Origin of the sequence: Pseudomonas sp. QD4 (genome assembly GCF_049199125.1) — a bacterium.
Taxonomy (GTDB): Bacteria; Pseudomonadota; Gammaproteobacteria; order Pseudomonadales; family Pseudomonadaceae; genus Aquipseudomonas.
The window spans coordinates 78228-97735 of sequence record NZ_JBLZOM010000011.1 but is presented as its reverse complement, the minus strand read 5'-3'; the positions used below and the strand labels follow the sequence as shown (position 1 = coordinate 97735).

Genomic DNA, 19508 nt, shown 5'->3' with positions numbered 1-19508 from the left:
AACGGAGAGGGGATTGTAGGAGATTTCGTTTTTTGGGGGAGAAAATTTGAGGGGGAGGTGTTTGTGGCGGCAGATTATGGGGGGGATTTGGTAAGGCGAGCTGTCCCAACTACTCATCGGTTTGAGTGGGTTCTATTTTTGTAGGCTTGAGTGAGTGTTTGATTTTTGGTCGGGGATTTTTGTTGTTGAGGGGCAGGGAACGGCCAATAGCTGCCATTCATAAATCAACAGTAAACCACCCATTGCAGCCGGTCACGCCTGACGCAGTCGATCAAAATCATCTGCTCATTCACGGTTTGAGGGGGTGGGAAAAATTCAGACGCCTTGAAGGTCGATGACTCAGCTCTTGTAGAGTAACGCCTCAACTACAACGCCAAACGCTGACGAATGTTCACGGCGATTGGGGTAGTAGAGATGGTAACCGGCAAAGGGTTGGCACCAATCTTCTAACACCCGCACAAGGCTACCGTCGGCAAGCTCCTTCGCCACCATGTCCTCTGGCAGGAAAGCCAAGCCACATCCCGCCACCGCCGCACGCAGAATTGGCACGCTGCTGTTGAATGTCCATTGGCCTTCGACACGCGCCTTGAGTTCGTGGCCATCCTTTTCGAAATCCCATTGCATCAGGCTGCCGTGAGTCGGCAGACGCAGGTTGATGCAATTGTGCGCCGCCAGATCTCCCGGTTCCATCGGGTAAGGCCGATGCTGGAAATACTGCCGTGAGCCGACAACGGCGATGCGTAACGATGGCCCGATCGGCACGGCGATCATGTCCCTGGCTACCTGATCACCCAGTCGAACACCAGCGTCATAGCGCTGCGCGACGATGTCGGCGAGGGCGTAATCGACGGTGATTTCGACCTTGATGTCCGGGTAGTCGGGCAGCACCTTCAGCAGCTTCGGCCAGAGAATATTGTTCGCCGCATGCTCGGACGCCTGAATCCGCACATTGCCGGCGGGGGTGTCGCGAAACTCGCGGACTGCAGCCAGTTCCAGTTCAATTTCTTCAAAGCGCGGCGCCATCGCTTGATACAGGCGTTGGCCCGCCTCCGTTGGTGAAACACTGCGTGTAGTCCGCGTCAGCAAGCGCACGCCCAGCCGGGTTTCCAGTGCCCGCAGAGTGTGGCTCAGCGCTGACTGCGAAACGCCCAGTTGCGCGGCAGCACGGGTAAAACTGCCTTCGCGGGTGATGACCACGAAGGCTTGCAGGTCGTTGAGATTGGGGCGGGACATTGATGAGAACCTCTCATGAGGAGCGCGTGATTATTCCATGAAAGCAGGTCGCGCACGGATACGCGACCCTTGGCGCGCTGATCACAAGGTGCGTGCGTAAAAATCAGTCAGTTTGCCGACCGCCGCATCGACATAACGCGGCACCCAGTAGGTTTCAATGTGGGTGGCGCCATCGAGGATGAACACTTCCTTGTCGGTGGTGCCGGTGGCTTTGGGGAACGCATCCTGAGTCATGTACAGGCTGTCGGCCTTGCTACCGGCGATCATCAGCAACGGTTGATTGATCAACTCGATATGGTCGGTGGCGTCGAAACGCATCAGGTCAATAAGGCTGCTTGTGGTGTATTTGAAGGTCGAGTTCGGGTGCGCGTGGGTTTTCCAGTAGTACTCATAACCTTGGCGATACAGTTCGAAAGGCAGTTTGGCAATCTGCTCATCGGTGAGATTGGCATCCCCCGAATACAGCACCGCGCCCCCCGCTGCTTCTTGCGCGCGGGCTGCTGATGCCTGTTGCAAACGTTGCTGGATGCTGTCCATTTGCGAGTCATTGTAGCCGTTGCGGCGTACTCGACCCGAGTTGAACATGCTCACCGTCGCCAGGGATTTGAAGCGTTTGTCGGTTTGCGCCGCCGCCAACGAATAACCACCGCCGCCACAAATGCCGAGCAGGCCCAGACGATTGTCATCCACGCCAGCGAACTGGCTGATGAAATCGGCCATACCGTGGATGTCTTCGATGCGATACGCCGGTTTATCGATGCTGCGCGGCTGACCACCGCTGGCGCCTTGATAGGCCGCATCGGCCGTGATGGTGATGTAGCCCTGTTCGGCGAGGCGCTGGGCATACAGACCGGCGACTTGCTCTTTTACGCCGCCATTCGGATGCGCAACCACCACGGTCGGGTAGATCTTGTTCGCGTCGTAGTTGGCAGGAGTGTAGACGTTGGCGGCGATGTCCAGACCGTTGAGCTTATAGCTGACCGGGTGGATGTTGACCTTGCCCGGTTCGTTGCGGGTGATCGCGCCGTCGTAGGCGAGGGTGAACGGGTTCTTCTTGTAGTCGGCGGCCAAGGCTTCGCCTGCCGAGAGGCCGACCAATGCCGACATGAACGTGGCTTTGAGGGTGTTCTTCACGTGAAGCTCCTGAGCAAAAAAAGGGGCGGCAGTTGCAAAAGTATTTGGGTCAGTCCAGCTGTTTTTCTTTGAGGAACTGCGCGACCAGGTCAGCGATCTGCACGTTGTTCAGATCCGACATGGGGAAATGGGTATTGCCGTGAATGCCAATCTCCGGCAGGTGTATCAGTCGCACATCACCGCCATGGCGATTGACCGCGTCACGCCAGAGCCGGGCCATTTTCAGGCGTGCGCGCCAACTGTCCTGAGCGGGCAGATCGACTGCCTGGTCCGGGATGTTGTCGCCGTACAGGATCAGAATCGGAATGCGCGTCAGTGCCATGAATTGCTCCATCGGCACCGCTGCGCCTTGCACGGTGTCGAACGCGCTGGGGATTGGCGCCGGCACTTCACCGTCAGCAAACACGAAACTGCTGCCCGGCTCAAAAGCGACGATGGCTTTGACCTTGTCGTTCTTGATCGCCGTCAACCAGCCCGGCCCGCCACCCTGAGAGTGCGTAAACAGGATGCCGGGGCCGATTTTGTCGAACAGCGCCGACACACCATCGGAGACCACGCCCATGTCAAACGGTCCGGTGTTCGGCGTCATCGCCCTGAAAAACTGCTCGCGGGTCTGGGCGTCCTGTGCAACTTGCACGCCGTTGAAATAGCGGGGCCAAAGGCCGATGCGGAACTGATTGAACCACAGTTGTTCGTCCGGCACAGGCTTGATGGTGGTCTCGACCATGCTGCGCCCGGCATCGCCACGCCGGGGCTGATCGATCAGATAGACGCCGTAGTGGCGGCGCAGAAAAATATTCTGAAAACCTTCACGGCCATCGGCGGTGGTTTCCCAGGTCTTGGAAAACTGACCGGCGCCATGCCACATGACGATGGGCAGCTTTCGCGCGTCCACCGGGATTTGATAGAAGGCGTAGGCGTGGTCACCGTGGTAGGTCTGGCCGTTGGCCGTCATCGGTTGGCGCGGGTTGAAGGTGCCCGGTGCCGTGGTCATCGCTCCGCCGGCGGCGAAGCTGCCTTGTTTCTGGATCAGCAGCGGTCCTTCGGAGTGGTTCGCGCAGGCCGCCAACAGGCTCAACAGCGTGACGCTCAGCAAATGTTTTGCAGTTCTCATGTCATTTCCCCGAAGCCGTGAGGGCTTGGGCCAGCGCTGCGTTGGCCCGCTCGGCAGTCTGTGCATCGCCATGCTTTTTCAGCAGCTCGGTGACTTGGTGCAACTGTGCCGCGCTGAGACCGACGCGCAGGCTCGCCGCCATGTGCGAGCGCAACTGAGGCTCGACCCCCGGTGTCGCTGCCAGTGCACCGACAGTCGCCAGTTCGCGACTTTGCCAGTCGAGGTTGTCGCGCTCGAAGATGTCGCCGAACAGGTGCGTTTGCAGGAACTGGTTGATCACTGGGGCGAACTCGAACACCGGGCCTTTGACCGGGGCGCCGGAGATCTTGGTTTGATTCACCGCACCCGCTGCCAATAAATCATCCCCGACCGGAATCGTCCGGCTCGGCTCACGCCCCGGCGCATCGTCGATGCCGTGTTGTTTGCGCGCCTGCACCACGGTCATCAATTCATTCAAGGCGTTGAGGCTGCGCGGGAAGCCGACGTAGGCGTAGAGCTGCACAAGAACTTCGCGGGTTTCGCTAATGGTCAGGCCGGCATCAAGCCCTTGGTTGAGCGCCGTGTTGAGGTTGGACATGTCGCTGGTCGCCATGAACGCCGCGATCAATGGAATGGCTTGTTGCTGGCTCGACAAGCTAGCTGCGCTGGCGGGTGTGCTGGTCACGGTGAGCGAAGCCTCGGCTGCTTGAGTGGTGAAGCTGAACATCGCCCCGACGCTCAGGCAGAGCGCCATGAGTGTGGGGAGGGCAGTGCTGTTGCGGGTGTCAGTGATCATCGTGAAGGGCTCCATCCATTACGGGGCGCTGCGGTGTCGCTGGATCGTAAGGAGGATGGTTGTGGCGATTAACCCCGAAATTGCGCATGGACTCCTGAGCAGAACTCATGAGTCGACGTTCCAATAACCGCTTGAATCCCGGTGCGGGCCTGTTGTTACGGGGCCTTGGGGTTGCGTGGTGGTTTGCCGCAAACGTGCCGGTCGAGCAGCTTCGACACATTACGTAACTTTATTGGCCGGCGTATTGCGCCTCCGAGACCTGCTCCGCCCAGGTGACGGTCTTGCCGTCGTCGGCTTCAGCAATGGCGATGTGGGTCATGCCGTTGCTGGCCGTGGCGCCGTGCCAGTGACGGGTGTTCGGTGGAATCCAGACACTGTCGCCCGGACGGATCTCCTGACGCGCGCCACCCTCTTGCTGCACATAGCCGACGCCGGCAGTGACGATCAGCGTTTGTCCCAGCGGATGGGTGTGCCACGCCGTGCGTGCGCCCGGCTCGAAGGTCACTATGCCGCCGCCGATGCGCGCCGGCGGTTCACCTTTGAAAAGGCCATCAACGCGTACCGTGCCGGTAAAGTTTTGCGCCGCGCCCTTGACCGAGGGCTCCGAGCCGTTTGGCGTAATGCGGATTTCGCTGGCGGCCTGGGACTCTGCCGCCATCAGTGACAAAGCAACGAGTGGCGCAATCAATCGGTTCATCGGATTAGTTCTCCGGTCAGATAGGGAAAGCGACGTCGCACATGGCGCCGCGTTGGGCAGACTCAGAGTCCGGTCATTTTCAGTGCCGACTCCGGCAGACGTTCGCCGTGCACCTGAATCTGCGCCATCTGTTCGTTGATCACGCGCAGATCGTCGCCGGTCAATTGCAGCTCGACCGCGCCCAGGTTTTCTTCCAGGCGATGTTGTTTGGTCGTGCCCGGTATCGGCACAATCCACGGTTTCTGTGCGAGCAACCAGGCCAGTGCCACTTGCGCCGGCGTGGCGTGTTTGCGTTGCGCGACGGCTTTCACCACATCGACCAACGCCAGATTGGCCCTGCGCGCTTCAGGGGAAAAGCGCGGGACGAAATTTCGGAAATCGCTCGCGTCGAACTGCGTGTTCTCGTCGATCTGACCGGTGAGGAAACCGGCGCCCAGCGGGCTGAACGGTACGAAGCCGATCCCCAGTTCTTCCAGCACGGCTAGCAGTTCCAGCTCCGGGCCACGCCAGAACAGCGAATATTCGCTTTGCACCGCCGTGATCGGTTGCACCGCGTGGGCCCGGCGAATGGTTTCCACACCCGCTTCAGAAAGGCCGAAGTGCTTGACCTTGCCCTCGGCGATCAGGTCCTTGACGGTGCCGGCCACGTCTTCGATGGGCACCTGGGGATCAACGCGGTGCTGATAAAACAGGTCGATGCAATCGGTACGCAGACGCTTCAACGCCGTTTCGGCCACGGCGCGTATATGCTCCGGGCGGCTGTTGGTGCCGCCGCCACGTGCGCCGGTGATCAGGTCGATATCGAAGCCGAACTTGGTGGCGATGACGACCTGCTCGCGGATCGGCTGCAAGGCCTTACCCAGCAGCTCTTCATTGGCGAACGGGCCATACGCTTCGGCGGTGTCGAACAAGGTGACGCCTTGCTCGTGGGCCGAACGAATCAGCTTGATCATGCTGGCTTGGTCGGCAGCCGGCCCGTAGGCCGACGTCATGCTCATGCAGCCAAGACCCAAGGCGGACACTTCCAAGCCATTGCCCAACATGCGGATTTTCATGGAGTTACCCCGTACAGAATTCGATTAATGCGTGAGAGGGTGATCTTTCAGCCAGCCGTTCACACGTTCCATGGTCTTGCGCTCCTGCTCACCATCCATCACAAAACCTTCCAGCATTTTGGCCTTCGGCGCGTGCTTGACCAGCACACGGCGGCTGTTACCCAGGCCATATCCACCATGGGTGTTGAAGGGGATGAGGGTCTTGCCGGTCAGGTCGTGGGCGCTGAGGAATGCGCGCACGATCGGCGGGGCGGTTTCACCCCAGATCGGAAAACCGAGATAGATCGTGTCGTAGTCGCTGAGGGCGTGAACCGTGTTTTGCAGCTCGGGTTCGAAGCCACTGTCACGTTCCTGGCGTGCCTGTTCCACGGTTTGCAGATAGTCCTCGGGGTAGGCGTGAGCGGGGCGAATCTCGAACAGATCGGCACCAAGTCCACGCTGGATCAGCCCAGCGACCACGCGGGTATTGCCCGAGCGCGAGAAATACGCGACCAGAATCCGTGAGCCCGAACGCGGTGTTTCACTGGCGCCTTGCGTGTCGGCGAGCGACAGCAGCGGGGCGCTGGCCAGTGCGGCGATGACCGTGCGCCGCAGCGGATCGTGATCGTTACTCATCGACCGACGCGCGCCTTGAGGGCCTCGGGATAGCGCTCGCCTTCGATGCGGATCTGCGTCAGCGCCGTATCAATGGCCTTGAGTTCGGCGGCGTCGAGGGTGATGTTCGCGCCGCCGAGGTTTTCTTCCAGGCGATGCAGTTTGGTCGTGCCCGGAATCGGCACAATCCACGGTGCCTGCGCGAGCAGCCAGGCCAGCGCGATCTGGGCCGGTGTCGCTTGTTTCTGCGCAGCAATCTGACGGATCAACACTACCAGACCCTGATTTGCCTGCAGCGCCGACTGGCTGAAACGCGGGACGATGCTGCGGAAGTCGTCACTGCCATAAGTGGCCTCGGCTGACACCGTGCCGGTGAGAAAGCCTTTACCCAATGGACTGAACGGTACGAAGCCGATGCCCAGTTCCCAAAGGGTCGGCAGGATTTCCAGCTCAGGCTCGCGCCACCACAGCGAGTATTCGCTTTGCAGCGCCGTGACCGGCTGTACCGCATGGGCGCGCCGAATGGTTTGCGCGCCTGCCTCCGACAGGCCGAAGTGCTTGACCTTGCCTTCGCTAATCAAGTCCTTCACTACGCCGGCGACGTCTTCGATCGGCACGTCCGGATCAACGCGGTGTTGGTAGAGCAAATCGATGTAATCAGTCTTCAGTCGTCGCAACGAACCTTCGACGGCTATTCGAATACGTTCGGGCCGGCTGTCCAGAGTCTGCTTTGTATTGTCGGCGCCGACGGCGAAGCCGAATTTTGTAGCGATCACGACCTGGTCGCGAACTGGCGCCAGCGCCTCGCCGACTACTTGCTCATTGATATAGGGGCCGTAGAATTCGGCGGTATCGAAGAACGTGACGCCTCGTTCAACGGCTGAGCGGATCAGTGCGATGGCTTGTTCGGTATCCGTGGCCGGGCCATAGCCATGGCTCAGACCCATGCAGCCGAAGCCGAGGGCGGATACTTCAAGTGAACTGTTGCCGAGTGTGCGTTTGTGCATGTTGATCTCCCGTTGGGCGTGGGGAGAACAGTAAGTGCGCTAACGACTGAGGACTAGACGGGTAAATCGGCAAGGCTTCATGAGATTTGCTCATCAGTCCCGGAAAAGGGGAGGTGGCGACTGTCGAATAAAGGCCTGCCTCATGGTAGGCCATCACCGCTCGCATACAAAAAATCTGACATTCTCTTGATCGTCCGCTTCTGGCCGATAGCAGCCATCTATGATCGTCTGTTTACAAGTCATCGTTACTAATCAGAGCAGGTTCTGGGTTCTTTCTATAGAGCTGCAAAACCCCACCACTGACTCATCAGTTGACGTTTCAAACGCTAGGTATTGGGATAGTCGCAGCCAACAGCATCGCTGTAAGAACCCTCTTCTTTACCCATAAAACCAGAACGATTTTGCTATCCTGCGCCCCTTTCCCCCTTAGCAAGGAGCGCCCGCATGACCCCGTCCATTGATGGCTGTACGCAAACAAGGGCTGGTAAACGGCGTTTCCTGCCACACCTCCTAGCCCCAGCCCTCCTGCTAGGCCTCGCCCTAACCACCCCCAGCGCCCACGCCAACCCCACCACCACCTACCGTGGCACCCTCGGTTCCACCCCGGTAGAACTGGCGCTGACCTACGACTCGCAATACGGCGGTGGCTTCTCCGGTTATTGGTTCACCGAAGCCGAGCGCTTGCCCATTCCTTTGGAGCTGACGCCGTTTCGCCAGGGCGCGGGGTTGCTGATCAATATCATGGACAACCCGACCCTGCCGGCGGCGGCCGTGTCGTTGCTGCCTTTTACTGAAGGTGCTGATGCGCTGCAGGGTTCCTTTGTGGATCTGCGCACGGGCGCGCAGCAGCCGTTGCGGTTGCAGCGGGTAACGCGCTTTGGTGACAGTCAGCGGGATGCCTTTGACGGTGAGTTGTTGCAGCCGGTGCAGGACAAGGATTTCTATTTCAGTGTGCATGCCGCGCGCAAGGCCGGGGAGGAGGTGGCGCGGGTGGACCGTATTCGGGTGATGAGTCGTGTTACGGGGGCGCAGGTGCAGGAGATCAGTGGGCCGTGGTGCATGCCTGCGGTTGGCACCGGGACGCTGACTTTCGGGCATTTCCAGGCCGGGTCGCCGATGGATTTTCAGGCCCAGAGTTATCGCCTGGCGGAGTCGGATGGCCGGCTGTTGTGCGGGCCCACTCAGTACTACCTGTACAACCGTGAAAGCCAGCAGTACCTGCGCCATCCGCTGCTGGAGCAGTTCGCCGTGGACGGTACGTTGCGCTTTTCGCCCAGTGGCCAGATGGAGTTCAGCAAGCAGGACTTTATCAATTTCGATCAGCGCACGCGGCGTTGGGATTATTACCGGGTAATCAGCCCGGATCGGCTGGAGTTTCTGTCGTCGGGCGAGGAGCGTTTCTGATGGGGTTGGGTGATCTGTATCGCGGATTGGCGGCGGGGCTGTTGGTGCTGTGGATGCTGCCAGCGCAGGCGGCCCATGGGGTGTATGAGGGCACCCTGGGCAAGCAGGCGATTGTGTTGACCCTGGGTAACCAGAATGCCGTGTACCAGGGCACTTATGCCTACCAGCGCTATCGCACGCCGATCCGGCTCAAGCCGACCTTCAGTTTCAGCAATAAGGTGCTGGCCATGGATGAGCTGGACGAGCAGGGGTTGCCGGTGGCGCGTTTGCAGTTCAACGACTTGATGGTCAGCCGTCAGCGCGAGCAGGTGCGCGGCAGCTGGACCAGTTATCGCACCGGCAAGACCCTGCCCATCAGCCTGAAGCTGGTGGGCCTGGTGGATTCGGACCGTTCGTGGCCGCAGCCGAGCACGGCGCTGTTGCAGAGTGCATCCACCTCGCGTTGGTATTTCCAGTTGCCGATGCAGGGCAATGATCGACGGGTGACGGCCATTGAGGTGCTGAGCAAGGCCACCGGCAAGCCCTTGCAGACCCTGGCGCTCGCCGAGCCGGGGTGCCCGAATCAGGGGGTGGATACGTTGCAGGTGCAGGCTGAGGGGGAGAGCGTGCGGATCAGTTTGAGTGGCTGCACGTTGCCGGGTTTTGCGTGGAATAAAGGCAGCGGGCGGTTTGAGGTGTTGCCGTGAGGCTGATCAGAATCTGCAAGTTAATCTGTGGAGCTGCCTATGTTGGATAAACCATCACCGGTGCTGATTCAGGTGTACATGGCCGATGACGATGGCGCCGTTCGCGAGGAGCTGCTGGCGCGGCAGATCGATGAGGACACTTACGAGTTGCTGTCCTCACCCGGCCTGGCGCAAAACCTGGCGCGGGGCGATATCGTTTCACTCCGCAATCCCGATGCACCGGCTGAAGTGCTGCGCCGGGGCGGTAATTTCTGCATTCAGATCTATGCCGATTACATTGATCCGGAGGTGATCAGCGCACTTGAAAACGATGTCATTCGTGAATTGAAGGGCACCTTGGATGGGGTGTGCGAAGGCAATCTGGCGTTGGCTGTTCCTGCAAAAAACGGGATGGAGAAGATCAACAGGTTTTTCGACCGCTTCCGCGAAAAAACCGGGATCCAGTGGTACTACGCGAACGTCTATAAAAACCTCGATGACGATGAGGATGAGACGCTGTTGAATTGGTGGTTGGAGTGACCGGACTGTGGCCAAAGCGACCAAGTAACCGATCAAGTAAGCGACCAAGTAGCCCGGCAGCTTTGGGTCATTGAGGGGTGATGCGCCCAAGCAATTGTCCAACAAGCTGTTGGACAATTCTGTCCCCGCCGATGAGCCATGCCGTTTCAGGCAATCTGCAGCCGGGGTGCTTTATGAACGCGTTTTACCAACAGCCCCAAGCCCCCACCCACCAGCAATATCGCCGCCATAAAGTACATCGCCGCCTGGGTATTCCCCGTCACCTGGGTCAGCCACCCCACCACAATAGTGCTGAAGAACCCCGCCACATTGCCCAGGGTATTGATCAACGCCACGCCCGCAGCGGCTGCGGCGCCGCCCACCACAGCTGTGGGCAAGCCCCAGAACACCGGCAGGCTGCTGATCATGGCGGCGGTGCCGATGATCAGGCCGAACATGGCCAGCATCAGGTTGTCGCCGAAGAAGGTGCCGAAGGCCACGCCTAGCGCGCCAATCCCCGCGCAGACTGCCAGGTGCCAGCGGTACTCGCCGTGGCGGTCCGAGCTGCGGCCCACGATGACCATGGCCACCGCTGCGGCGGCGTAGGGCAGGGCGGTGAGTACGCCGATGGCCCAGGGCTGCTGCACGCCGCTGTTGCGGATGATGGTGGGCAGCCAGAAGCTGATGACGTATTGGCCCAGCACCAGGCAGAAGTACACCGCGCCCAGTAGCCATATTTGTGGGTTGAGCAGGCCGTCGCGCAGGCGGTGGCTTTGTTTGTGTGCGGCTTCGCGGTCGATGGCGGCTTGCATGCCGTGGCGTTCTTCCGGGGTGAGCCAGTGGGCGTCGGCGATGCGGTCGCGCAGGAGGAAGAACACCGCGGCGCCGAGGGCCACGGCAGGCAGGCCTTCGATGACGAACAGCCATTGCCAGCCGGCGTAGCCGGACACGCCGTTGAGGTGTTGCAGGATCAGGCCGGAGATCAGTGAGCCGAACAGGCTGGAAATCGGCAGGGCCATGATGAACAGGGCCGTCATCACCCCCCGGCGTTGGCTGGGGAACCAGGTGGTGAGGTAGAAGATGATGCCGGGGAAGAAGCCGGCTTCGGCAATGCCGATCAGCAGCCGCAGCACGTAGAAGGTCAGGGGCGTTTCGATAAACATCATGGCCGCCGACAGCAGGCCCCAGGTGACCATGATCCGCGCGATCCAGCGTCGCGCGCCGAAGCGGTGCAGGGCGATGTTGCTGGGGATTTCGAACAGCAGGTAGCCGACGAAGAAGACCCCGGCGCCGAGGCCGTACACCGCTTCGCTGAATTTCAAGTCGTCGAGCATCTGCAACTTGGCGAAGCCGACGTTGACCCGGTCCAGGTAAGCCACCAGGTAGCACAGCACCAGCAGCGGGATGATGCGCCAGGCGGTCTTGCGGTAGGCCGAGTGCAGGGCCGCGCCGTCGAGGGCCGCGGGCGGCGGGGAAGGTTGGTTCATGGCTAGCCTCTTTATTCTTGTTGTCGAAGCAATGGGTGAAACAGCGGTTCAGCCTTCGGGCAGCAGGCGGGTCGCGGGCCATTCGCCGGAGCGGCACATGTCGCGCACCACCTGGCCGATCAGGGCGGCGATCAGGGTTCGCAGGTTGCTGCCGGGCAGGGCCTCGCACACGCAGATACCCAGGGTGCGAAACACCACGCGCGGGGTGATGGCGTGGGCCACCAGCCGGCCTTCGGCGACTTCGCGCAGGGCCAGGTTGAGCGGCATGATGCTCGGGCCGATGCCGGCCTCTACCGCGCTTTTGAGGATGTGCACCGAGTTGACTTCCATGGCCACGGTCGCCGGCGGCAACTGCTGCTGGGCCACGGCCTGGTCGACAAAGGCGCGGGTGCTGTGGCTGTGGGCGCGGCTGGGGAACACCAGGGGCTGCGCCACCGCCTGGGCCAGGGTCACGTCGCCGGGAGGCGGCATGTGCGGGGCGCCGGCGCGGTGGATCAGGTAGAAGTCTTCTTCGATCAGCGGGCTGAAGCTGACTTCCGAGGGCAGGCCGATATCGGTGAACAGGGCGATGTCGACCCGGCCGCGCACCAGTTGGTCCACCAGGTTGCCGGTGAGTTCTTCATTCAAGTGCAGTTGCACCTGGGGGTAGGTGCGGGCCACGGCCTGCATCAGCGGCAGGGCGACGATAGTGGCCACGCTTTGCGGCAAGGCGAGCACGATCGAACCGCTCAGAGTCGCCGCTTGCGGGTTGACCGCGGCCTTGGCCGCGCTCAGGTGCTTGAGGATGCCCTGGGCGTATTCATAGAACACCTTGCCCGCCTCGTTGGCGACGATGCCGCTGTTGCTGCGATGGAACAGCACCGCGCCGAGTTCGGCTTCCAGGGCCGACATCTGCTTGCTCAGGGCCGATTGCGCCACGTGCACCTCCCGCGAGGCCCGGGACAGGCTGCCGGCATCCACCACGGCGACGAAGTATTTGAGTTGCCTGATTTCCATAAGCCTTCCTTGCGCGCTGAGGGCCGACGCCTATTCGACTGGCGTGCCGCGGACGAAGATCTTGCCCGGGTTCATCAGCTGCTGCGGGTCGAGGGCGGCCTTGATCGCGGCCATGATATCCACCGCGTTCTGTCCGTATTCCAGGCTCATGAAACCTTGCTTGGTCAGGCCGATGCCATGCTCGCCGGTGCAGGAGCCGTTCATGGCGATGGCCCGTTCTGCCAAGCGATGGGCCACCTCTTCGGCGCGCTGCACTTCGGTCGGGTCCTCGGGGTTGACCAGGATCACCGCGTGGAAATTGCCATCGCCCACATGGCCGAATATCGGCGCCAGCAGGCCGTTTTGCTCAAGGTCGGCAGTCGTGGCTTCGATGCATTCGGCCAGGCGCGAGATCGGCACCACGGCGTCGGTGGTCAAGGCCCGGCAGCCGGGGCGCAGGGCGATGGCGGCAAAATAACCGTCGTGCCGCGCCTGCCACAGGCGGCTGCGGTCTTCGGGGTGCACGGCCCAGTCGAAGTCCTGGCCGCCGTGTTCATCGGCCAGCAGGCGGATGGTCTCCACCTGTTCCTTGACGCTGGCTTCGGAGCCATGCAGCTCGAAAAACAGCGATGGCGCCTCGTGCAATTGGGTCTTGCTGTAGGCATTCAGAGCGCGGACGGTGAGGGCGTCGATCAGCTCGATACGGGCAATCGGCACCCCCAGCTGGATGGCCTGGATCACCGTGCGCACCGCCTGGTCGACGCTGGGGAAGTTGCACACCGCGGCGGAAATCGCTTCCGGGATCGGGTGCAGCTTGACCGTCAGTTCCGCCACCGTGGCCAGGGTGCCGCCGGAGCCGATCAGCAGATGGCCCAGGTCATAGCCGGCCGAGGATTTACGCGCCCGCCCCCCGGTGTGAATCACCCGGCCATCGGCCAATACCGCGGTCATGGCCAGGACGTTTTCACGCATGGTGCCGTAGCGCACGGCGTTGGTGCCTGAGGCCCGGGTCGCCGCCATACCGCCCAGGGAGGCATCGGCGCCGGGGTCGATGGGGAAGAACAGGCCGGTGCCGTGCAGCGCTGCGTTCAGCTGCTTGCGGGTCACCCCGGGTTGCACGGTGACGTCCATATCGTCGATGCGTACTTCCAGAATCTGGTTCATCGCCGACAGGTCGATGCACACCCCGCCATGCAGCGCATGCACCCAACCCTCCAGGGAACTGCCGCTGCCATAGGGAATGATCGGCACCCGGTGGCGGTGGCAGGCCTGCTGCACGGCGACGATCTCATCCAGGCCGTTGACGAAGGCCACGGCTTGCGGCGGCATGGGGTCGAGGGCGGAGATATCGCTGCCATGGTGTTCGCGAACACTGGCCGAGGTGCTGAAACGCGGGCCCAGCAACAGCGTCAGTTCATCCAGCAGGGCGTTGGGCAGCGGCGGGGAAGCAGGCGTAGCGGTGGCGGTGGGCAGCATCGAGCAGTCTCCGGTTTTATTGTTCCTCGGGTTCGGCGGCTTGGCCGTGGGCCCGGGGCGGGGGAGTTGCCCATATCCTAACTGCATACAGGGGGTGTGGGTCGTGCAGAATTGAGATGGCGGTATCGCGCCGGCAGATGGTGGCGGCTGCGGTTAGCGGGTGGTGGGAGGAGGCTGATCCGAGCATCAGGGCGTGGCCGGGTGCGTCGGGCGTGACAGCCACGCAGTCGAGGAAAACCCCCGGCTGCATGGCCTTAGCCTGAGGCTGGACTCAGGTGGTGTAGTCGGCGTTGATGCGGATATAGCCTTCCGACAGGTCGCAGCCATACACGGTGAAACGGCCCTGGGCGATGTTCAGGTCCACCGAAATCAGCACTTCCTTGCCTTGCAGATAGGTCTTCACCGCCCGCAGCCCGGCGTCGTCCAATTGGCGAGGGTAGGCTTCGGTTTCGCCGAAGACGATCCTGACCTGGTCCGGGTCGATGTCCTGTTCCGCTTCGCACTTGCCGATGGCCATGGCCACCCGGCCCCAGTTCGGGTCGGCGCCGTGCACGGCAGTCTTGACCAGGGGCGAGTTGACGATGGCCTTGGCCACGCGCTTGGCCTGGGCATCGTCGCGAGCACCGCTGACCTGCACCTCCAGCGCCTTGCTCGCGCCTTCGCCGTCGGCTGCGATCATGCGCACCAGGCTCAAGGCGATGTCGTACAGGGCCTGTTCGAATGCCACCAGGTCCACGTCACCGGCCAGACCGTTGGCCAGGATCGCGGCCGAGTCGCTGGTGGAAGTGTCGGTGTCGATGCTCAGGGCATTGAAGGTCTTGTCCATCACCCGTCGGAACATGGCATCCAGGGTCTGCGGGGCAATGTTGGCGTCGGTGAAGAAGAAGGTCAGCAGGGTCGCCATGTTCGGCTCGATCATGCCGACGCCTTTGGCGATCCCCACCAGGCTGGCGTTGCCGATCTTGCGCGCCGCGTGTTTGGTGCGGGTGTCGGTGGTCATGATCGCGGCCGCGCAGCGCTGGAAGTCGGCCGTTTGCAGGGCCGGCACATCCGCCAGAAAGGCGCGGATCTTCGGCATCGGGTACTGGCGCCCGATCACCCCGGTGGAGGCGATCACCAACGCCTGGGGCTCGACCCCGACCGCCCGGGCGACGCCTAGGCGCACCTCTTCGGCATTGGCCAGGCCCTCGGGGCCGGTGGCGACGTTGGCGTTGCGGGCGATCACCACCACGCCCCGCGCCGTGTCACGGGCCGCCACTTCGCGGGACAAGGTCACGCTCGGCCCGGCGAAGCGCGACTGGGTAAACACCGCGCTGATACTGGCCGGCACGTCGGAGACCACGGCCATGAAATCGTCACGGCTGTCCTTGATGCCCAGGTTGGCGATGATGCTGCGAAAGCCTTGCGGCTGGATGGGGGCGTCGCTCATATCAGGTCCTTTAGATAGGTGAATGCGTCCTTTGCCGTGTGACGCGCGGAGAGTTGTTTGCGCAGGCGTGCGCGGTCCGGCTTGCCGGTCGGCGTCAACGGTATCCGTTCGAGCGCTGCGATGCCAGCGCGAACACCCAGTTCGTCGAGCATTGCGCACAGCCTTGTTTGCAAGCCATGGGCCCTCGCCGCGTCAGCCTGAATTACCACATCGGCGCGGTGACGGTCGTGGGGATCGACCAGCACCACCGCGCGTTCCAGCATCAGTTCCTGCGCAATACGCCCCTCGAGGGCCGGTGCGAATTGCGTACCCCGGCGCGTGAGCAAGGCATCGGTGCTGCGCCCCAACGGCATCAGGCTGCCATCGACCAGGCGCTGGGCGATATCACCGCTGCGGTAGGCGTCATCCTCGACGAGATTGGCAGGCAGCGGGAAGTAGCCAGACCCCCGATGGCTGGATCGGGCGATGATCTCGCCGATGTCCGGCTGTGCCGGATCCAGGACCGCCAGCTCCACATTGACATCGCCCACCGGACGCATGCCGCAGCTCACCTGCAACCCGGTATCGAAGTTGGCGAGGATCATGCCGAACTCCGTGGAGCCGTAGATGCGCTTGATCTTGACCCCCAGGCAGCGCTCGGTTTGCACGACGACCTGGTCGTCCAGGTAGGCCCCGCCACAGAATGGGCTGCTCAGTGCCGGCAGGCGAATCCCCTGTTGCTGTGAGTGATGGGCCAGTTCCAGGTACTGGGAGGGCAGGGCGCTCATGACCGTGATGCGGTGTTCGGCGAGGGTCTTGAGGTTCTCTGCGACCTGGCCGGCATCACCCAGGTACAGCGTGGCCCCGGTCAGCAATGCGGGGAATACATGAAGATCCACGGCGTGCCCGCCATCCAGGGTGTGGATGTTCAGGTGGCGGTCGCTACTCGCCAACTGAGCCCATTGGACCCAATGCATGATTTCCCGGAACAGGCTGTCCTGTCGCCACAAGGCAAGCTTTGGAGTCCCGGTGCTGCCAGAGGTCTCCTGCATGCGCATCAGCCCGGTAAAGCCATGGCGCTCTGGAGCCGGCTCGGCGGTCGGCCGGGTGCTGCTGAGGGCAAAGCCCGGCACCTCGAGCCCCTCGGGTATCACACCCTGTTCGGTGATCAATACCGTGGCCCGCACCTGGTCCAGGCGCATCGCCCGGTGATCGGCGCTGCTTGCGGTGTTGATCGGGCAGTGCACCAGCCCGAGGCTTGCCAGGGCCAGCAACAGGGCTACATAACCAATGCTGTTGTCCAATTGGGTCGCCACCACATCCCCTTCCCGCAGACCCGTGGCATGCAGGCGGGCCCGCAGTTGTTCGATGTCTTGCAGAAGCTCGCCATAGGTCCGCGCCGTTCCCAGGTTGTCGATGACTGCCGTCTTGTGTGGATTGCGTGCGACCACGCTGTGGAACTGTTGCTGGAACATTGATCCTTCTCCTTTAGGGTCAACTGCTGTGGCCGAAGTACAGCTTCAGGTGCTCGCCTACCGGGCGAAAGCCGATTTCACCGAGGCGATGGCGCAAGGGGCCGTTGACGCAAGTGAACGTCAGGGGTTTGCGTTGCCGGCGGTGGATGCTGATACAGACGTCGCTCAGCAGTCTGTCCGATACGCCGCGCAGCCGGTGCCTGGCCTCGACGAAGATGAAGCCTAGCTGTTCGTGCTCTTCATCGCCGCTGGTCAAGGCCGTGCAGCCGCCGAGCTGGCCGTCCACCTCGACCACGTACAGCGCTTGGCGCTGCATCAGTTGGCGCACGGTGTGGGTTGCTTGTTCGTGGCTTGATAGTTGTTTTACGCCTGAGTCCTTTTCCATCTGGATCCGGTACTCGACCAGGGTTGTCTCATCCGCGGGTTCGGCCAGTCGGGTCGCGAGCTCCGGGGTGTTGCTGGCCGGGATTGCTTCGAACTGCTTGAGCAGCACTTCGTCACGACGCCCGATCAACGGCAGCCAGCCCTCGGGCCAGTGCTGCGCCAGGCGCTCCAGGACCGCCTTGGAGCCCAGCGCCATCCGCGGGCTGGCATGCTGCCGGGCGACATGGGTCAGCAGCGCAGCGTCCGGATCGCCGGTGGCGAGAATCACCGGCACCGCAAAGGGCGGCAACGAGGGTAGCAGTGCGACGGCTGCGCGCAGTTGCGTGCCGTCCCGGCGCACAAATACTTCCAGGCCCTGTGGGCAGGTGCGCAGGGCGCCCGTCATAAAGAGCTGGGCATCGGCATCTTCTGCGTGGCGGATAAATTCCAGTAGTTGGGAATAGTGTTCCAGGGGAAGGGTCTGGATGCTCAAGGCAAGGCACTCGTTTTAAAGGGTGGAAGAGGAGAGAGGGTTTGCCAGCACGCGGGGTTCAGGGGGGAGGCGTTGAAGTCGAGTCGCGAGCGGCCTTTGCCGAGGGCGACGCACGCCGCCGACTGCGAAGCCCAGACACTGCCCTCGACCTCACGCCGCCAGATCAATGCCTCTGCGTCGCTGCTGTACTGGCCATCGCCGGCCAGCAGGTACAGCCATTTTCCCCAGGCCTGTGCCGATGAAGCCTGGGCGGCTGGCTGCGGAAGTGGCTTGGCGGCGAAGAGTGGCAGGTGCCGCTCCAGGCGTGGGTGACCCTCGCCGATGCCGCGGTAGCACAGGCCGTGAACCCCTTTGCCCAGGCGCCGGGAGCTCAGGGTCCGGGTGTCCCATTGATGGAGCAACAGGCCGTCGGCATCGGCTTGGCCGAGGATGAACCCGTTGTATTGGCGCAACGTGTCGGCACTCCAGCAGTGCTCGGGCGCCTCCAGCGCCAGTAGCGGAAGCTCGCCCCGGCTGCGGGTTTCGCCACGCACGCGTTCAGGGCGATTGACCAGGAAGCTGGCGCGGTGATTGCTGCGATCCAGCGCCAGCCAGGTTCCACCCGATTGCAGGTCCAGGCCGCCAATGACTTCAGGGTGACGAACGGGCCAGTGCCGCGCGGGTGCTACCCAGCCACGGTTGACGGACTCGTCGCGCACTGCGGCCAGAAGTACCGGCCAACGCCGAGACAGGCCGACGGCGGCAATGATGGTGCACACCGTCACACGCTCGCCAGGGTGGCGCCCGGTGCCGAGGTGATGGCCTCGAACGTCACTTGCCCGCGCAGCAACTTGCGGCAGGTCTGCGGCTGTAACCCGCGTCGACCATGCAAGGTGCGTTGGTTGTCGATGATCAACAGGTCGCCGGTCCGCCAGCGGTGGCTGTACAGATAGGCATCGGTGGTCAAGTGCTGTTCAAGCGCCGCGAACCAGGCGGCGGATGCCTCGCTCGTCAACCCGGGCACGCGTACGTCCCAGCTGGCCTTGGCTTGGCCGTCGAAGGGCAGGGCGAGATTGAGCGAGCGCACGCGGCCGTAATCGCGGAAGGTGCTGATCGGGTACCAGCCTTCGGGGACGCTGGTGAAGTAACCGCGCTCGAATGCCAGGTACTCGAGCTTGCCGTCCAGCAGGGGCTGGCGCAGTGGCTCCGGCATGTCTTGCCAGGCGGCAAGCTGGTCGCAGACGACGGTCGCCCCGTCTTCGTCAATGTCCCTGACCTCGGCGGCGTAGAGGATGATCAAGTCGACCTGGGTGCCGAGCAGAATGCCATCGGTGTGCAGGGGCAGGCTGCCACGGCCGGTGATGACTTTTTCCTGGTCGTGGGTGCCGTCGAGCTTGAGGATGTCGGCAAAACCGTAGCCGACTTGGGCGTTGTCGTCGGTGTAGGAGATCTTGTCGCCCAGGCTTTCAACGAAGCGCCGGAAGCTGTGGTCATCGAAGTGCACGTTGCGTAGCAAGCTTACGCCATGGTCGAGCACGGCCTGGCGAACGGCCGTCAGCGGAGTGTCGTCGGGCAGTTCGATACCCAGGCCGGAGGCGGTCAGGGGCCGGCCGCGCACGGCATGCGGATGTACGGAGGAGTTCATGGGCTATTCC

The 19508-nt window shown here is 62.3% G+C and carries 19 protein-coding genes; 3 read left to right on the top strand and 16 right to left on the bottom strand.

Features of this window, described 5'->3' with window-relative positions; genetic code table 11:
* Positions 1-339: 339 nt before the first annotated feature.
* From ACOZJV_RS33460 to ACOZJV_RS33425, 8 genes are all read right to left on the bottom strand, one after another.
* Positions 340-1233, bottom strand: coding sequence for a LysR substrate-binding domain-containing protein (locus ACOZJV_RS33460; RefSeq protein ID WP_421549484.1), 894 nt, complete (start codon positions 1231-1233; stop codon positions 340-342).
* Positions 1234-1314: 81 nt separating this feature from the next.
* A complete protein-coding gene (locus ACOZJV_RS33455) occupies positions 1315-2367 on the bottom strand; it encodes an alpha/beta hydrolase (RefSeq protein WP_177019867.1) in 1053 nt (350 codons plus the stop codon).
* Positions 2368-2416: 49 nt separating this feature from the next.
* Positions 2417-3361, bottom strand: a complete 945-nt coding sequence (locus ACOZJV_RS33450) for an alpha/beta hydrolase (RefSeq protein WP_421549511.1) — start codon at positions 3359-3361, stop codon at positions 2417-2419.
* A gap of 121 nt (positions 3362-3482) precedes the next feature.
* On the bottom strand, positions 3483-4256 hold the full coding sequence (locus tag ACOZJV_RS33445; RefSeq protein WP_421549483.1) for a carboxymuconolactone decarboxylase family protein: 774 nt from the start codon (positions 4254-4256) through the stop codon (positions 3483-3485).
* A 229-nt stretch (positions 4257-4485) separates the two neighbouring features.
* The gene (locus ACOZJV_RS33440) at positions 4486-4953 is read right to left on the bottom strand and encodes a (R)-mandelonitrile lyase (RefSeq protein WP_421549482.1); all 468 of its coding nucleotides are present in this window, start codon (positions 4951-4953) and stop codon (positions 4486-4488) included.
* A gap of 62 nt (positions 4954-5015) precedes the next feature.
* Positions 5016-6008 carry an aldo/keto reductase gene (locus ACOZJV_RS33435; protein WP_421549481.1) on the bottom strand — a complete coding sequence of 331 codons (993 nt, stop codon included), beginning with the start codon at positions 6006-6008 and terminating at the stop codon, positions 5016-5018.
* A 24-nt stretch (positions 6009-6032) separates the two neighbouring features.
* Entirely contained in the window at positions 6033-6623 is a 591-nt protein-coding gene (locus tag ACOZJV_RS33430) for a flavodoxin (protein ID WP_421549480.1), read from the bottom strand.
* The gene (locus ACOZJV_RS33425; protein ID WP_421549479.1) at positions 6620-7609 is read right to left on the bottom strand and encodes an aldo/keto reductase; all 990 of its coding nucleotides are present in this window, start codon (positions 7607-7609) and stop codon (positions 6620-6622) included. Before ACOZJV_RS33425 ends, ACOZJV_RS33430 begins: the two co-directional genes overlap by 4 nt.
* A gap of 444 nt (positions 7610-8053) precedes the next feature.
* Between ACOZJV_RS33425 and ACOZJV_RS33420 the strand changes: the two genes are divergently transcribed.
* Genes ACOZJV_RS33420 through ACOZJV_RS33410 form a run of 3 tightly spaced genes read left to right on the top strand, consistent with a single transcriptional unit; the run spans position 8054 to position 10218 of the window.
* Positions 8054-9013, top strand: coding sequence for a hypothetical protein (locus ACOZJV_RS33420; protein ID WP_421549478.1), 960 nt, complete (start codon positions 8054-8056; stop codon positions 9011-9013).
* The gene (locus ACOZJV_RS33415; RefSeq protein WP_421549477.1) at positions 9013-9699 is read left to right on the top strand and encodes a hypothetical protein; all 687 of its coding nucleotides are present in this window, start codon (positions 9013-9015) and stop codon (positions 9697-9699) included. The genes ACOZJV_RS33420 and ACOZJV_RS33415 overlap by 1 nt, the downstream gene beginning before the upstream one ends.
* 39 nt (positions 9700-9738) lie before the next feature.
* The gene (locus ACOZJV_RS33410; protein ID WP_421549476.1) at positions 9739-10218 is read left to right on the top strand and encodes a DUF4265 domain-containing protein; all 480 of its coding nucleotides are present in this window, start codon (positions 9739-9741) and stop codon (positions 10216-10218) included.
* Positions 10219-10364: 146 nt separating this feature from the next.
* Here ACOZJV_RS33410 and ACOZJV_RS33405 read toward each other — a convergent pair whose 3' ends face one another.
* From ACOZJV_RS33405 to ACOZJV_RS33370, 8 genes are all read right to left on the bottom strand, one after another.
* On the bottom strand, positions 10365-11684 hold the full coding sequence (locus ACOZJV_RS33405; protein WP_421549475.1) for an MFS transporter: 1320 nt from the start codon (positions 11682-11684) through the stop codon (positions 10365-10367).
* 48 nt (positions 11685-11732) lie between these two features.
* A complete protein-coding gene (locus tag ACOZJV_RS33400; RefSeq protein WP_078468548.1) occupies positions 11733-12680 on the bottom strand; it encodes a LysR family transcriptional regulator in 948 nt (315 codons plus the stop codon).
* Positions 12681-12710: 30 nt separating this feature from the next.
* Positions 12711-14135 carry an FAD-binding oxidoreductase gene (locus ACOZJV_RS33395; protein ID WP_421549474.1) on the bottom strand — a complete coding sequence of 475 codons (1425 nt, stop codon included), beginning with the start codon at positions 14133-14135 and terminating at the stop codon, positions 12711-12713.
* 271 nt (positions 14136-14406) lie between these two features.
* Positions 14407-15564 (bottom strand): bifunctional glutamate N-acetyltransferase/amino-acid acetyltransferase ArgJ, encoded by a 1158-nt coding sequence (gene argJ / locus ACOZJV_RS33390; protein ID WP_421549473.1) that lies wholly within the window; start codon positions 15562-15564, stop codon positions 14407-14409.
* A complete protein-coding gene (locus tag ACOZJV_RS33385) occupies positions 15561-17018 on the bottom strand; it encodes a class I adenylate-forming enzyme family protein (RefSeq protein WP_421549472.1) in 1458 nt (485 codons plus the stop codon). Before ACOZJV_RS33385 ends, argJ begins: the two co-directional genes overlap by 4 nt.
* Before the next feature lie 19 nt (positions 17019-17037).
* Positions 17038-17874, bottom strand: coding sequence for a GNAT family N-acetyltransferase (locus ACOZJV_RS33380; RefSeq protein ID WP_421549471.1), 837 nt, complete (start codon positions 17872-17874; stop codon positions 17038-17040).
* Positions 17871-18638 (bottom strand): NRDE family protein, encoded by a 768-nt coding sequence (locus tag ACOZJV_RS33375; RefSeq protein WP_421549470.1) that lies wholly within the window; start codon positions 18636-18638, stop codon positions 17871-17873. The genes ACOZJV_RS33380 and ACOZJV_RS33375 overlap by 4 nt, the downstream gene beginning before the upstream one ends.
* Complete coding sequence (locus ACOZJV_RS33370; RefSeq protein WP_421549469.1) at positions 18635-19498, bottom strand: TauD/TfdA dioxygenase family protein; 864 nt, start codon at positions 19496-19498, stop codon at positions 18635-18637. The genes ACOZJV_RS33375 and ACOZJV_RS33370 overlap by 4 nt, the downstream gene beginning before the upstream one ends.
* Between the last annotated feature and the right edge of the window lie 10 nt (positions 19499-19508).